Consider the following 13,723-nt stretch of genomic DNA (forward strand, 5'->3'; position numbering starts at 1 on the left):
TGGGAGGGAGTCCGCTGGATGAAAAAACGGGGCCGTCCCGTCACCCTGCGGCGCGGTCGCCCCTTACTTGTCAGGTCATCATACAAATTTAAGACAAGCTCCCGGATACGGGATAACCCGCACATTCTGCCCTCTTGAGAAAACCGTAAGCGTGGGCTTACTTTCCCGCAGGCCAGCCTTCGACCAGGGGTCGGGCGAGCTGGGCGCCTTCCTGCTGCCAGAAGGCCGGGTCGGCCTGCTCGATGCGGCGGATGGCGTTGTCCATGTGGGCCTTGGCGGCCTCGCGCGCGGCCAGCGGGTCGCCGGCATCGATCGCCTCGACGATGCGCGCATGCTCCTGCGCCACTTCGCGCACGAAGTCGGCACGGCGCGCCTCGTTGGCGCGCGTGACGCGGGTGGCGCCATGCAGGAACTGCCGCAGGTACTGCAGCGTGCCGATGAGGAAGGGGTTGCGCGCGGCCTCGGCGATGGCGCGGTGAAAGCGCACGTCCTCGTCGGCCCCGTTGCCGCCCATCGACACCGCCGCGTGCAGCGCATCGATGGCGTCGCGGATGCGCAGCATGTCCTCGGGCGTGCGGCGCTCGGCCGCGAGCGCGGCCACCTCGGCCTCGAGCGCGCGGCGCAGCTCGACCATCTGCACCACCGCTTCGCGCGAGGCCACATGCGGCATCTCGAAGCGCAGCGGCTCCACCCCGGCAGCGCGCACATACACGCCGCTGCCCTGTCGCGAATCGACCAGCCCGAGCGACTTGAGTCGCGACACCGCCTCGCGCACCACCGTGCGGCTCACGCCGAACTGGGTGGCCAACGCGGTCTCGGTGGGCAGCCGGTCGCCTTCCGACAGGCGCCCGCTGCGCACCTCGGCCACGAGCGCTTCCGCCACCTGGTCGGCCAGGCGGACGGCGGGAGCAAGGGACTGGAAGCGGGCGGTCATGGGCGCGGGAAGGCGGTGGGGCCTGCGACTCTAACGCAGGCACCGCACCGTCACGCCGCATGGCCGCGCCGGCGTCAGGCGCCGAGCGCGTGCCGCGCGGCCCGCGCGATGCTCGCTGCGTCCACGCCGAAGAAACCGCGCAGCGCGGCGCGCGTGTCGCTGCGACCGAAGCCGTCGGTGCCCAGCGTGAGGTAACGGCGGCCTTCGGGCAGGAAGGCGCGCACGCTCTCGGGCAGGGCGCGCACGTAGTCGGTGGCGGCGACGATCGGGGCCTTGCCGCCCTTGCCGAGCTGCTGCGCGACGAAGGGCGTGCCGGCATCTTTCTCGCCGGCCAGCGCGCGCTGCTCGCAGGCCTGGCCGTCGCGTGCGAGTTCGCTCCAGCTCGTGACGCTGAACACCTCGGCCGCGATGCCTTCGTCGGCCAGCTGTTGCGCGGCCTTGATGACTTCGGTGAGGATCGCGCCCGAGCCCAGCAGCGTGACGCTCTGCTTCGCCTTGCCCGATGCCGGCGCATACGTGCCGAAGCGGTAGCAGCCGCGCAGGATGTCGGCCTCGGCGCCGGCCGGCAGGTCGGGTTGCGCGTAGTTCTCGTTCATGAGCGTGACGTAATAGAACACGTCCTGCTGCTCGACCATCATCTCGCGGATGCCCGCGTCGACGATGACCGCCATCTCGCCCGCGAAGGCCGGGTCGTAGGCCTTGCAGTTGGGGATCGTCGCGGCCACGAGGTGGCTGCTGCCGTCCTGGTGCTGCAGGCCTTCGCCACCGAGCGTGGTGCGCCCCGACGTGGCGCCCAGCAGGAAGCCGCGTGCGCGCTGGTCGGCCGCCGCCCAGATGGCGTCGCCCACGCGCTGGAAGCCGAACATCGAGTAGTAGATGTAGAACGGCAGCATCGCCAGGCCGTGCACGCTGTAGCTGGTGGCCGCGGCCGTCCAGCTGGCGATGGCGCCGGCCTCGCTGATGCCCTCTTCGAGGATCTGGCCGTCGGTGGCTTCGCGATAGCTCAGCACCGAGCCGATGTCTTCCGGCGCATAGCGCTGGCCCACGCTCGAATAGATGCCCACCTGCTTGAACAGGTTGGCCATGCCGAAGGTGCGCGCCTCGTCGGCCACGATGGGCACGATGCGCGGGCCCAGGGCCTTGTCCTTCATGAGGTTGCCCAGCATGCGCACGAAGGCCATGGTGGTGCTCATCTCCTTGCCGGCCGCCGCCGTGGCGAACTGCGCGTAGGCCGCGATGTCGGGCTTGGGCACGACGTCGCAGGCGGTCTCGCGGCGCGGCATGGCGCCGCCGAGCGCTTCGCGGTGCTGGCGCAGGTAGCGCATCTCGGCGCTGTCTTCGGCCGGGCGGTAGAAGTCCATCGCGGTGGCCTGCGCGTCGGTGAGCGGCAGGTTGAAGCGGTCGCGGAACTCGATGAGGTCGACGTCGCCCATCTTCTTGTGCGAGTGCGTGGTCATCTTGCCCTGCGCGGCGCTGCCCATGCCGTAGCCCTTCTTGGTGTGGGCCAGGATGACGGTGGGCTGGCCCTTGTGGGCGGCAGCGGCGGCGTAGGCGGCGTGGATCTTCACGAGGTCGTGGCCGCCGCGCTTCAGGCGGTCGATCTGCTCGTCGGTCATGCCTTCGGCCAGGCGCGCGAGTTCGGGGTTCTGGCCGAAGAAGTTGTCGCGGTTGAAGCGGCCGTCCTTGGCCGCGAAGGTCTGCATCTGGCCGTCGACGGTTTCGGCGAACACGCGCGCGAGCGCGCCGCTCACGTCCTGCGCGAACAGGCCGTCCCAGTCGCTGCCCCACACGAGCTTGACGACGTTCCAGCCGGCGCCCGCGAAGAGCTTTTCGAGCTCATCGATGATGCGGCCGTTGCCGCGCACCGGGCCATCGAGGCGCTGCAGGTTGCAGTTGACGACCCACACGAGGTTGTCGAGCTTTTCGCGCGCGGCGAGCGTCAGCGCGCTCATCGATTCGGGCTCGTCCATCTCGCCGTCGCCGAACACGCCCCAGACCTTGCGGCCTTCGCAGTTCAAGAGGTTGCGGTGCGTGAGGTAGCGCATGAAACGCGCGTGGTAGATCGAGCTGATCGGGCCGATGCCCATCGAGCCGGTGGGGAACTGCCAGAAGTCCGGCATCAGGTACGGGTGCGGGTAGCTGCACAGCCCGCGCGCGCCGCTGCCGCCGGTGAAGGCCGGGGCGGTGAGTTCCTGGCGGTAGTGGTTCAGGTCTTCTTCGCTCAGGCGGCCTTCGAGGTAGGCCCGCGCATACACGCCGGGTGCGCTGTGCGGCTGGAAGAACACGAGGTCGCCGCGGTGCGCCGGGCTGCGCGCATGGAAGAAGTGGTTGAAGCCGGTCTCGAACAGGTCGGCCGCGCTCGCGTAGCTGGCGATATGGCCGCCGAGTTCGCCGTACGCCTGGTTGGCCTTGGCCACCATGGCGAGCGCGTTCCAGCGCATGAGCGAGGCGAGCTTTTCCTCCACCGCGAGGTCACCCGGGAACGGCGGCTGGTCGGCCGCGGCGATGGTGTTGACGTACGGCGTGGCCAGCTCGGGCTGCCAGCCGATGCGCTGCTGCCGCGCCAGGCGCGCCAGCTCGGCCAGCATCTGGCGCGCGCGCTGCGGACCTTGCGTCTGCGCCAGCGCCAGGAAGGCGTCGCGCCATTCGGCGGTCTCTTCGGGGTCGGGGTCGTGCGACGGCGGCGTGTCGAGCAACAGGGCGCGCATCTGGTCGGCGGAGATCGGGGCGTTCATGCCAGCACTTTAAGCCGCCTTGCGGAAAATTAGCTACCGGCACCAACGACTTCATGGCTATTCACAAGCATAAAATGCCGCAACCCAAGCGCTTTACGGAATTTCATGGAACTCGACGCCATCGACCTGCGCATTCTCGACGAGCTGCAACGCGACGGCGCCCTGTCGAACGTCGAACTGGCGCGCCGCGTGCACCTGTCGCCCTCGCCCTGCCTGGCACGCGTGAAGGTGCTGGAGACGAGCGGCGTGATCGACCGCTATGTGGCGCTGGCGAACGCCAAGGCGCTGGGCCTGGGGCTCAACGTGTTCATCTCGATCAGCCTGACCACGCAGAGCAAGCAGTCGCTGGCCGACTTCGAGCAGCGCATCGCCGAGCACGACGAGGTGATGGAGTGCTACCTGATGACCGGCGACAGCGACTACCTGATCCGCATCGCCGTGGCCGACATGGCGGCGCTGGAGCGCTTCATCATGGAGCAGCTCACGCCGATCCCGGGGATCGAGAAGATCCGCTCGAGCTTTGCGCTCAAGCAGGTCAGATACAAAACGGCGCTGCCGTTGCCAGCAGCGCCGTCCTGAAGCAAGCGCAAGCCGCCGCAGCGGCAGCCTCGCCTTACTTCGCCAGCTTGATCTGGATCGGGTCGGCCGTGAGGTAGCCGACGGCCGCGGCGTAGCGGTCCTTGTAGTTGGCGCGCACCAGCGGGTCGAGCGTGGCCTGCACCTTCGAGTGGATGCCGCCCCAGTCACCCGCGTGCTGGAAGTTGCTCATGATGTAGGTCCAGCCGTTGATCTCGTCCACGGCATGCAGGCCGGTCGATTCGCCACCCGCGGGGATCGACATGAGGCGCGAGAGCTTCTTGGTGTCGATGTTGTAGGCCCACAGGAAGTTGTTGACGTGGCTGCTGCTGTCCTCGCCGATGAACAGCGTGCGCAGCTTTTCCGAGAACTTGATGTTGTCGGGGTTGCCGATCTTGTCGGGGCTGGAGGTGTTGCCCAGCACGTCGGGCGTGGGGAGGTCTTCGCCCACGATCAACGCGCGGGTCTGCGTCGGCACCCAGTCACTGTTGATGGACTTGCCGTCGGTGTCCTTCTGGCCGCCAGCCAGGTTGTGCGCCATCACGCCGCCGGCGCTGAGCTTCTTGGGCAACGCGATGTTGTTGGCCGCCGACCAGCCCTTGCCGCCGCTGACCATCGAGTCCTGGATGTTCTGCAGCGCGGAATAGGCCACCTTGTCCTTGATGTTGACGGTGGTGCCTTCCATCTTGGTGAAGGCCATGCTGGCGCCCTTCACGTTGGCGTAGCGGTGGGTTTCCAGGAAGGCCGCGGCCTTTTCCATGCCGGGCTTCACGCGGCCCCAGCTTTCCTTGCCGTCCAGGAACATGTGGGTGTACGTGGGGTCGGCGGGGTTGGTGGTGGTCACGTCCATGATGTCGGTGGCCTTCAGCGAACCGGCCAGTGCCTCGATCTCGGCGCTGGTGGCATGACCCAGGTTGATCCACGTCATCTTGGTGGCGGATGCAGCGGCGGGGTCGATCGAGTAGCCGGCCTCGTAGCGGGCCACGTAGAGCGTGCCGGCCGACAGGTCTTTTTCCTTGTCCGCGACGAACATGAAGAAGCCGCCGTTGGTGTAGTCGTCGCCCATGATGGCGGTGCGGTTGTCGGGCATGACCTGGATCAGCTCGTGCGAGATGCGGCCCATGCAATAGTGCTTCTTCACGCTGCCGGTGCCGTCGGGGTTCACGGTGATCTCGGGCAGGTGGCCGTAGTGGTACGGGTTGGCCTTGGTCTCGTCGCCGAACACGTTCTTGCTGTAGGCCTTGAACATGTCGGTGCCGGCGGCGGTGGTGGCGTCGGGCTCGTACTCTTCGCTGGACAGGTGGGTGTTCCACGGCGACAGGCTGGCGCCGCAGGTGATCCACAGGCCGTGAGCGCTCGACATGTCGACGTTGTGGTACTTGACCAGGCTCAGCTTGCCGGTGGTCTGGTCCTGGTCGAGCGTGAGCACCGCGATGGGCGAAGGCAGCGTGCCGTAGGTGTTGTCGCCCTTCAGGTTGCGACTGGTGTATTCGAACTGCACAACGGCGAACACCGCCTTGCCCTTGACGCCGGGCACGTTGGCGTTGGGCAGCGAGATCAGCGAGGTGCCGTCCGGGCTGTCCGAGAAGAACTGGCGCTCCTTGCCCGCCACCGAGGCGTCGATGATCGGCTGGTTCTTGATGTCGACGTAGCCGCCCGCGAGGATCTTGCCGCCCTTGCCGTCCGGCACCATGTCGCCGGTCAGGAAGAAGGGCTGGTAGGCCAGGCGGTATTCGGTGGAACTGCCGTTGTCGAACGACACCTTGAGCGTGGAGCCGACCGTGTTCGTGGCCATGGCGGCCGGGTCGGCCAGCGTGGGCGCGGCCATGCCGTTGAATTCGGCCGAGACGAACTGCGCAGCCGGTGCGGGCGCCGGCGCGGGGGCCGGCGGCGGCACCACGAAGGGCGGGAAGGCCTGGCCACCGCCGCCACCACCGCCGCAGGCGGTGAGGAAGGCGACGCCGCCCAGCGGGAGCATCGGGGCGGCGCCCAGCAGTTTCAGGGCGTGACGGCGGGAGGCGCCGGGCGCCTTGGCTTGATCAGTCATTTGTTTTCCAGGGATCGTGGGTGGTTCGGCATGAGGCCGAAAGTCGACCTCTGTCAGGGCGCAGACCTTAAAAGGCGCCCATGACGAAGGCATGCATCGCGCATGACAGAACGATGACGACCGCCACGAACACACCCCGCCCACGCACGGTCGGCGGCATGCAAAACGGCGCGGGATCACCGCGCCGTCGTGTCGTTCAAGGAAAAGAAATGGCCCTCAGGGCGCCGGCAACTGCCTCGGCCACAGCGCCCACAACCGCAGCGGCTGGTTCACGCTCGCCGCCAGCCGGCCGGCCTCGGCGCCGGTGCCGGCGAAGTAGTCGGCGCGCACGGCGCCCAGGATGGCGCTGCCCGTGTCCTGCGCCACCACGAGCTTCTGCAATTGCGCGGTCGGGCCGTTCGAGGCGAGCCACACCGGCGTGCCGTAGGGAATGCTCTCGCGGTCGACCGCGATGGAGCGCCCTGCCGTCAGCGGCACGCCCTGCGCGCCGCGCGGGCCGAAGGCGGCGTCGAGTTCGCTCATGGTCTCTTCGCGGAAGAACACGTAGCGCGGATTGCTCCACAGCAGCTGCGACACGCGCTGCGGGTTCTGCGCCACCCAGGCCTTGGTGTCGTCGGGCCACTTGCCGACCTTGGCCACGCCCTGGCTCATCAGCCACTGCTGCACGCTGCGATACGGCTGCTCGTTGGTGGCCGCGTAGGCCACGCGCACGGTGTGCTGGTAGCCGTTGGCCTCGGTGATGCGCAAGCGGCCCGAGCCCTGGATGTGCAGCATCAACGCGTCGATGGGGTCGGCCATCCAGGCGATCTCGCGACCGCGCAGCGCGGCCTGGGCCTCGGGCAGGGTCTCGATCTCCTGGCGCGTGAACCAGGGGCGCTTGGGCACGAGGCCGTCGGGCGCCTGGTACAGCGGCACGCTGAAGCCGGCCGAGGGCACGCGCGAGGCCTCGTACACGGGCTCATAGTAGCTGGTGAGCTTGCCTTCGCTCTGCCCCGCGAGCGATTCGACGCGGTAGGGCTGCAGCCGGTCGGTCATCCAGCGGCGCTGCTCCTCGGGCGTGGCGATGGCCAGCTGGCGCACCTCGCGGCACAGCGGCGCGAAGGCGGCGTTGGGGCGTGCGCAGTTGGCCAGCAGCGCGATCCACGCCTCATGCAGCGGGTCTTCGCTGAAGCCCGGCAGTTCGGACCAGCCCACGGGCACCCAGCGGCTTTTCGGATGCGCGAGCGATCCGGTCAGCGGACCGAGGTCGCGCGGCGGGGTGACGGTGGGTCGGGTGGGGGTGTCGGGGGCACGGGGGCCGAGGGAACAGCCGGCGAGCGTTGCTACGATCGCAAGCCCGACCAGCCACTGGAGTCCATTTCTCATGGGTTTGATTCTGCTTGAAGCCCTCGCCGCGGGACTCGTCCTGATCTTGATCATCTGGTGGACCATGTTTTCCGGGCGTAACAAGGGTGAATTGCATGACGACCCCGACGCCGAGCGTGAGGACAAGGATTCGCCGCCCAAAGTGTGAATTGCTCGTGTAGCCACACGGCGCGGCCCACTGTCGGACAAGCACCCCATTGCTACAACTTTAGTAGCAATCATCGCAGCATTCACGGGCGATGGCGAAAGTTTTCTTATTTTCCGTAGGGCTTTGAGCACGTACCATCGCATACCCGCCGGGGGCTAAGCTGTGGCCCGCTTGATTCAACCTTGAAAGGGATCGCCATGAAAAAGTTCGTTCTTGCAACCACCGCAGCTGCCCTCGTCCTGTCCGGCTGTGCCGGCGGAATGACCGACACCCAGCGCAACACCGGCATCGGTGCCGGCATCGGCGCGCTCGGCGGCGCCGCCATCGGCTCGGCCACCGGCGGCAACCGCGGTGCCATCGGCACGGGCGCGGTGGTCGGTGCGGCGGCCGGCGCGCTCGGCGGCTACCTGTGGTCGCAGCGCATGGAAAACCAGAAGCGCCAGATGGAAGCCGCCACCCAAGGCACCGGCGTGGCCGTGACGCAGACCGCCAACAACGAGCTCAAGCTCGCCATTCCGAGCGACGTGTCGTTCGACGTGGGCCGCTCCAACATCAAGTCGAACTTCGCGCCCGTGCTCGACCAGTTCGCCAACGGCCTGCGCAACAACCCGAACGCCGAGGTGCGCATCATCGGCCACACCGACAGCACCGGCTCCGACGCCATCAACAACCCGCTGTCGGTGGACCGCGCCGCCAGCACGCGCGACTACCTGGTGGCACGCGGCGTGAGCGCCGCGGCGTTCCGCATCGAAGGCCGTGGCTCGCATGAGCCGGTGGCCGACAACAACAGCGACGCCGGCCGGGCACAGAACCGCCGCGTCGAGATCTACGTGGGCGAGCGCGCACAGCGCGGCTGATCGCCGCCCCACCGGGAAACCGGCCGCCCTATCGAACGGCCGGTTCCCGTTTCAGTTTTCATTGGTCCAAGCAGAGGGAAAATTCATGAGGAAGTTTGTTGTGTCTAGCGCGGCCCTGGCCGCTGTGTTGTTCATCGCGGGGTGCGCATCGTCGACCCCGCCGGCCGAAGCACCGGCCGCACAGCAGGCCGCACCGGCCAACAGCTGGACCGCCCGACTGGACGCGCTGAAGGCCGAACTCGAAAGCTCCACCAAGGGCACCGGCGTGGTGATCTCGCAGACCGCCGACAACCAGCTTCACGTCGTGATTCCGAATGAACTCTCGTTCGACACCGGCCGCGCCAACGTCAAGCGCAACCTGGCGCAGGTGCTGGACAAGGTCGCCGAAGGCCTGAAGAGCGCCACCACCGCCAGCCTGCGCGTGGTCGGCCACACCGACAGCACGGGCAGCGAGGAAGGCAACGAGCGCCTCTCGGTGAGCCGCGCCGACAGCGTGCGCAACCACCTGGTGGGCCGCGGCGTGTCGACCACCGTGATCACCACCGACGGCCGCGGCTCGCGCGAGCCGCTGGCGGACAACGGCACGGCTGCTGGCCGCGCGCAGAACCGCCGCGTCGAAATCTTCGTCGCCGAGAAGATCTGAGCCCAGGTGCTGCGCGCATGTCGCGCGGCACCGTGAGGAAATCCCGCATGAGGGCACGGCACCGCCGGCCCTAACATCGCGCGGCCTGCACGCGGCGCGCGCACCGCGTGCCGGGCGGACACGAGAGGAAACTCCGATGAACGCCATCGCGCCGGCCCCATCGAGCGTCGCATCCCGCTTTGCCCCGGACATCATCGCCGCGGGCACCGGTGCGCGACCCCAGTACCTCGTGACCGGCGGCGACCAGCTGTTCGCCGCCCGCTGGCAGCAGGACGCGTGCTGGCTGCCCTTCCACGACGCGGCGCATCACGTGCTGGTGCTGCACGTGAACGGCAGCACGGCGGTGCGCAAGTACGAACGCGGCAAGCTCGTCGCCTCGCGTTCGCGGCTGGGCAGCGTGAGCTTCATCCCCTGCGACGGCACCGAATGGGAGATCGGCGGGCGCTGCGGCGTGGTGCACCTGTACATCGGGCAGGCGCTGATCGCGCGCGTCGCGGCCGAGGAAGGCCTCGGGCCGGCGGCGGAGATCGATCCCTTCTTCGCGATCCGAGACCCGTGGCTGCAGGGCTTCTTCCAGATGCTGGTGAGCGAGGTGGAGCTGTACGGCAGCGTGCCCGCAAGCCCCGATTCGCTGCTGCTCTCGCAGAGCCAGCACCTGCTGGCGCATCACCTCGTGCGGCGCCACTGCGCACCGGGGCGCGGTGCGCTGCCGCGCGCGGAGGGCGCGCGCCGGCAGCCGGTCCTGACGCCGCGGCAGCTGCGCCGGGTGACCGAGCACATCGACGCGCACCTGGCCACGCCGCTGAGGCTGGCCGACCTGGCAGCGTTGGTGCACCTGTCGCAGGACCACTTCATCCGCAGCTTCAAGGCGGCCAGCGGCATGGCGCCCTACCAGTACCTGCTGCGCCGCCGCCTGGAAGGCGCCGCCGAACTGCTGCGCACCAGCGACCTGCCCGTGGAAGCCGTGGCCGCGCGCATGGGCTTTGGCAGCGCCGCGTACTTCTCGACGCGCTTCCGTGCGTTCGTCGGCGTGGCGCCAGGCGCCTATCGCCGCATGCGCTGAACCGCGCTGCAACTTGCGCAAAAGCGCGCCACTTTCGACATCCCGTGCTTCGTTCGGGCCAACAGGCCATGGCGTGAGAAGCCGCTCCTAGACTGGCTTCGCAGGCCGATCCCGGCCGCATCACCCACGGAGACACCATGACCCTGACCGCCCTGAAAGCCACGCCGCCCGCCAGCGCCGCCCACGCGCGCATCACGCTGCCGTACCCGCATTTCCAGAAGCTCGACAACTATCCATGGAAGCCGTGGGTCATGCCCGGCGTGGCCTACAAGCTGCTGAGCATCAACCGGCGCAGCGGCGGCTTCACCTGCCTGCTGAAGGTCGATCCCGGCACCGAGGCGCCGGTCCATCACCACCTGGGCGCCATCGAGGTGATCGTGCTCGAAGGCGACATCTACTACGAGCGCAACGACATCGGCCGCCCAGGCGACTACATGCACGAGCCCGCCGGCGACATCCACCAGCCACGCTCCGACGGCGGTTGCGTGCTGTTCTGCGTGTTCGAGGGCGCGATTGCCGGGCTGGGCGAGGACGGCATCGTCGACGGCCGCAGCATGCTGGAGATGGCCACGCGCGACGGCGCGGCGCAGCACGTGCACAGCTGAGGCCCCGCCTGCAGGCTAGAGATCGCGCAGGCGGTTGGCGAGCTCCACCGCCGACTTCACTTCCATCTTCTCGAACACGCGCGCCCGGTGGACCTCCACCGTGCGCACGCTGATCGCGAGCTGGTCGGCGATGAGCTTGTTCGGCAGGCCCTCGACCACGAGGCGCATCACGTCGCGCTCGCGGTCGGTCAGCTCGGCGATGCGGTCGGCCAGGCCGCGGCGCACGCGCTGCACCTCGAGCGCGCGCTGCGACATGCCCAGCGCCTGCTCGATGCGGTCGACCAGCGCGTTGTCCGAGAACGGCTTCTCGCAGAAGTCGAAGGCCCCGCGCTTGACCGCCTCGACGGCGGTGGGCACGTCGGCATGGCCGGTCAGGAAGATCACCGGCATCTCGGCCAGCAGGCCGCGTTCGGCCAGCCGGTCGAACAGCACCAGCCCGCTCATGCCGGGCATGCGCACGTCCAGCAGCAGGCAACGCGGCTGATCGGGCAGCGGCGCCTCGTCCAGGTACTGCTCGAAGGCCTCGGCGCTGCCGAAGTGCTCGCTGGCCAGGCGGCGCGAACGCAGCAGCCAGGCCAGCGCCTCGCGCACGCTGGCGTCGTCGTCCACGATAAAGATCAAGCCATCGATCAGCGGTTGCATGCCATGAGGTCCAGCGGAACAGAGAAAACGAAGAAGAAGAAAAAGGCGGCTATCCCGCAGCCGGGAGCGTAAACCTGAAGACGGTGCCCCGGGGACGGTTGGGCTCGAACATCAGCGCGCCGCCATGCTGCTCCACCACGGTGCGGCACAGGCTCAGGCCCAGGCCCATGCCGTCGGGGCGCGTGGTGAAGAAGGGTGTGAACAGGCGCGCCGCCACCTCCTCGCTGATGCCGCAGCCCAGGTCGGCCACGGAGAACTCGAGCCAGCGCCGGCCGTCGGCCGGCACGGTGGCGCCCACCGGCAGGGCACGCGCCACGCGCAGGCGCAGCACACGGCTGCCGGGCGCGTGGTCGGCGCCGTCCATGGCCTGCATGGCGTTGCGCGCCAGGTTCAGCAGCACCTGCTCGACCAGCGTGCGGTCGCACACCACGGCGGGCAGGCGCTCTTCGCACACGATCTCGATCGTCACGTCGAGCTTGCGCGCCTGCAAGCGCACCAGCGGCAGCACGGCGTCGATGAGCGCCTGCGGCGCCACGGCCTCGCGCATGCGGTCGCGCCGGCGCACGAAGTCGTGCACGCTGCGGATCACCTGGCCGGCGCGGTCGGCCTGCTCGGCGATGCGCTTCACGGCCATGGCCACCTCGGCCTGCTCGCCACGCGCCTCGGGCCCGATCAGGTTGAGCGAGCCGGTGGCGTAGCTGGCGATGGCGGCCAGCGGCTGCGTGAGCTCGTGGCTCAGCAGCGAGGCCATCTCGCCCACGGTGGCCAGGCGCGCGCTGGCCTGCAGGCGCTCCTGGCTGGCGCGCGAGAGTTCCTCGACGCGGCGCTGCTCGCTCACGTCGATGAAGGCGCTCATCCAGCCGGTCTGCACCTTGTGCGCGTTGATCAGCGGGGCCTCGAAGATGAGCACCGGAAAGCGCGTGCCGTCCTTGCGCATGAAGACCGACTCGAAGCCCTCGCGCGGCGGCAGGCCGCCGGCGAAGCGGCGCGTTTGCCGCAGGTGGTATTCGTGCGCCAGCTCGGTCGGCCAGTAGGGCGCCTCGACGCTGTCGGCCATGAGCTCTTCGGGCGTGAAGCCGACCATCTCGCAGAAGGCCGGGTTGACGTAGGTGATGCGCCCCTGCAGGTCGCGCGCGCGCAGGCCGGTGATGACCGAGTCTTCCATCGCCTTGCGAAAGGCCAGCGCGTCGGCCAGGTCGCGCTCGGCGCGCAGGCGGCGGCGGGTGTCGCGCGCCAGCAGCACGAGCACCGACACGAGCGCGATCGAGATCGCCGTGACCAGCGCCGTGAGCATGTTCGGGAACAGGTCGGGCGCGGCGCGCCAGCCGTCCACGCGCAGCATGAGCGAGGCGCCCGGCAGGTCGATGCGCTGCTGCGAGGTGAACACGCGCGTGCCGATGCGCCGCGAGGTGCCTAGCGCCACCAGCCGCGTGCCGTCGGCCTCGGTGAAGGCGACCTCCTGGCCGCGCGTGAGCGTGGGGCCGACCAGCTCGACCAGCGTGTCGCGCAGCGAATAGCTGGCCACCAGGTAGTCGCCGGCGTCCATCGGCAGGCACAGCTCCATCACCTCGACGCCGCCGCCGCCGGCCACGGGCACGTAGTGGCTGGGCGAGTAGGCGGGCGCGCCGGCCTTGCGCGCGGTGGCGCAGGCCTGCGCCACGTCGGCCTGCGCGGGGCCGCGGTTGCTCTCCTCGAGGATGCGCGTGCGGTAGGGCGTGTTCACGGCTTCGATGGGTTGCAGCTGCGCATCGCGCCACTCGAGCCGCAGCCATTCGCGGTGCTCGCGCAACTGCGCCGCCGCGCGGTCGGCCCAGTGCGTGCGCTCCATGCCCGGCGCGAGCGTGGCGCGCAGGCTCTGGGCGTTGCGCTGCAGGCCGCTGCGCAGGTCGACGACGGCGTCGGCGGTGTCGCGCTCCAGCGCGGCCTGCACCTGCTCGACCTCGTGCCGGCCGGCCAGCCACACGACGGTGACCAGCAGCGCCGACACCAGCACCGCCAGCAGCAGCCACAGAAACCAGCGCTTCCACAGCGAGCGCAGGCGCGCGAAGGCGACGACCCAGGCCCGGCGCTGCGGCGGTGCGGAAACCTCGAGCGCCTCGTCGGCCATC

At 69.1% G+C, this 13,723-nt stretch carries 12 protein-coding genes; 6 read left to right on the top strand and 6 right to left on the bottom strand.

The annotated features are described in order from the left end of the window. Positions 1-157: 157 nt before the first annotated feature. Together AC07O4_RS08600 and mdeB are read right to left on the bottom strand one after the other, a co-directional pair. Positions 158-934 (bottom strand): FadR/GntR family transcriptional regulator, encoded by a 777-nt coding sequence (locus tag AC07O4_RS08600; protein WP_070063260.1) that lies wholly within the window; start codon positions 932-934, stop codon positions 158-160. A 74-nt stretch (positions 935-1,008) separates the two neighbouring features. Next, positions 1,009-3,669: an alpha-ketoglutarate dehydrogenase gene (mdeB, locus tag AC07O4_RS08605; protein WP_495304300.1), complete on the bottom strand. Its 2,661-nt coding sequence runs from the start codon at positions 3,667-3,669 to the stop codon at positions 1,009-1,011. A gap of 105 nt (positions 3,670-3,774) precedes the next feature. Between mdeB and AC07O4_RS08610 the strand changes: the two genes are divergently transcribed. Then, positions 3,775-4,248: an Lrp/AsnC family transcriptional regulator gene (locus AC07O4_RS08610; protein WP_159279182.1), complete on the top strand. Its 474-nt coding sequence runs from the start codon at positions 3,775-3,777 to the stop codon at positions 4,246-4,248. 34 nt (positions 4,249-4,282) lie between these two features. On the opposite strand, the gene AC07O4_RS08615 is transcribed toward AC07O4_RS08610, so the two are convergent. Continuing rightward, a complete protein-coding gene (locus tag AC07O4_RS08615; RefSeq protein WP_495304301.1) occupies positions 4,283-6,292 on the bottom strand; it encodes a PhoX family protein in 2,010 nt (669 codons plus the stop codon). Positions 6,293-6,508: 216 nt separating this feature from the next. Beyond that, positions 6,509-7,657 carry a murein transglycosylase A gene (gene mltA, locus AC07O4_RS08620; RefSeq protein WP_062480787.1) on the bottom strand — a complete coding sequence of 383 codons (1,149 nt, stop codon included), beginning with the start codon at positions 7,655-7,657 and terminating at the stop codon, positions 6,509-6,511. On the opposite strand from mltA, the gene AC07O4_RS08625 reads away from it, so the two are divergent. The 5 genes from AC07O4_RS08625 to AC07O4_RS08645 all read left to right on the top strand — a co-directional run bounded on the left by AC07O4_RS08625 (position 7,656) and on the right by AC07O4_RS08645 (position 10,973). Beyond that, positions 7,656-7,805: a hypothetical protein gene (locus AC07O4_RS08625; protein WP_167395077.1), complete on the top strand. Its 150-nt coding sequence runs from the start codon at positions 7,656-7,658 to the stop codon at positions 7,803-7,805. The genes mltA and AC07O4_RS08625 overlap by 2 nt on opposite strands. Positions 7,806-8,002: 197 nt before the next feature. Next, on the top strand, positions 8,003-8,662 hold the full coding sequence (locus AC07O4_RS08630) for a YiaD family glycine zipper/OmpA-like lipoprotein (RefSeq protein WP_062480790.1): 660 nt from the start codon (positions 8,003-8,005) through the stop codon (positions 8,660-8,662). Between the two features lie 85 nt (positions 8,663-8,747). Then, positions 8,748-9,305, top strand: coding sequence for an OmpA family protein (locus tag AC07O4_RS08635; RefSeq protein WP_062480792.1), 558 nt, complete (start codon positions 8,748-8,750; stop codon positions 9,303-9,305). Positions 9,306-9,441: 136 nt separating this feature from the next. Next, positions 9,442-10,368 (top strand): helix-turn-helix domain-containing protein, encoded by a 927-nt coding sequence (locus AC07O4_RS08640; RefSeq protein WP_495304302.1) that lies wholly within the window; start codon positions 9,442-9,444, stop codon positions 10,366-10,368. A 137-nt stretch (positions 10,369-10,505) separates the two neighbouring features. Beyond that, positions 10,506-10,973 (top strand): 2,4'-dihydroxyacetophenone dioxygenase family protein, encoded by a 468-nt coding sequence (locus AC07O4_RS08645; RefSeq protein ID WP_495304303.1) that lies wholly within the window; start codon positions 10,506-10,508, stop codon positions 10,971-10,973. A 15-nt stretch (positions 10,974-10,988) separates the two neighbouring features. Here the strand turns inward: AC07O4_RS08645 and AC07O4_RS08650 are convergent, their stop codons facing one another. Next, the gene (locus AC07O4_RS08650) at positions 10,989-11,615 is read right to left on the bottom strand and encodes a response regulator transcription factor (protein ID WP_062480799.1); all 627 of its coding nucleotides are present in this window, start codon (positions 11,613-11,615) and stop codon (positions 10,989-10,991) included. Between the two features lie 49 nt (positions 11,616-11,664). Then, a complete protein-coding gene (locus tag AC07O4_RS08655; RefSeq protein WP_495261356.1) occupies positions 11,665-13,722 on the bottom strand; it encodes a sensor histidine kinase in 2,058 nt (685 codons plus the stop codon). Between the last annotated feature and the right edge of the window lies 1 nt (position 13,723).

It is taken from the genome of Variovorax sp. GW821-FHT09D04 (assembly GCF_059416405.1).

Excerpts from the sequence above, each read along its gene's own strand:
- AC07O4_RS08600 (WP_070063260.1), bottom strand. The coding sequence starts at position 934 with ATGACCGCCCGCTTCCAGTCCCTTGCTCCCGCCGTCCGCCTGGCCGAC.
- mdeB (WP_495304300.1), bottom strand. The coding sequence starts at position 3,669 with ATGAACGCCCCGATCTCCGCCGACCAGATGCGCGCCCTGTTGCTCGAC.
- AC07O4_RS08610 (WP_159279182.1), top strand. The coding sequence starts at position 3,775 with ATGGAACTCGACGCCATCGACCTGCGCATTCTCGACGAGCTGCAACGC.
- AC07O4_RS08615 (WP_495304301.1), bottom strand. The coding sequence starts at position 6,292 with ATGACTGATCAAGCCAAGGCGCCCGGCGCCTCCCGCCGTCACGCCCTG.
- AC07O4_RS08625 (WP_167395077.1), top strand. The coding sequence starts at position 7,656 with ATGGGTTTGATTCTGCTTGAAGCCCTCGCCGCGGGACTCGTCCTGATC.
- mltA (WP_062480787.1), bottom strand. The coding sequence starts at position 7,657 with ATGAGAAATGGACTCCAGTGGCTGGTCGGGCTTGCGATCGTAGCAACG.
- AC07O4_RS08630 (WP_062480790.1), top strand. The coding sequence starts at position 8,003 with ATGAAAAAGTTCGTTCTTGCAACCACCGCAGCTGCCCTCGTCCTGTCC.
- AC07O4_RS08635 (WP_062480792.1), top strand. The coding sequence starts at position 8,748 with ATGAGGAAGTTTGTTGTGTCTAGCGCGGCCCTGGCCGCTGTGTTGTTC.
- AC07O4_RS08640 (WP_495304302.1), top strand. The coding sequence starts at position 9,442 with ATGAACGCCATCGCGCCGGCCCCATCGAGCGTCGCATCCCGCTTTGCC.
- AC07O4_RS08645 (WP_495304303.1), top strand. The coding sequence starts at position 10,506 with ATGACCCTGACCGCCCTGAAAGCCACGCCGCCCGCCAGCGCCGCCCAC.
- AC07O4_RS08650 (WP_062480799.1), bottom strand. The coding sequence starts at position 11,615 with ATGCAACCGCTGATCGATGGCTTGATCTTTATCGTGGACGACGACGCC.
- AC07O4_RS08655 (WP_495261356.1), bottom strand. The coding sequence starts at position 13,722 with ATGGCCGACGAGGCGCTCGAGGTTTCCGCACCGCCGCAGCGCCGGGCC.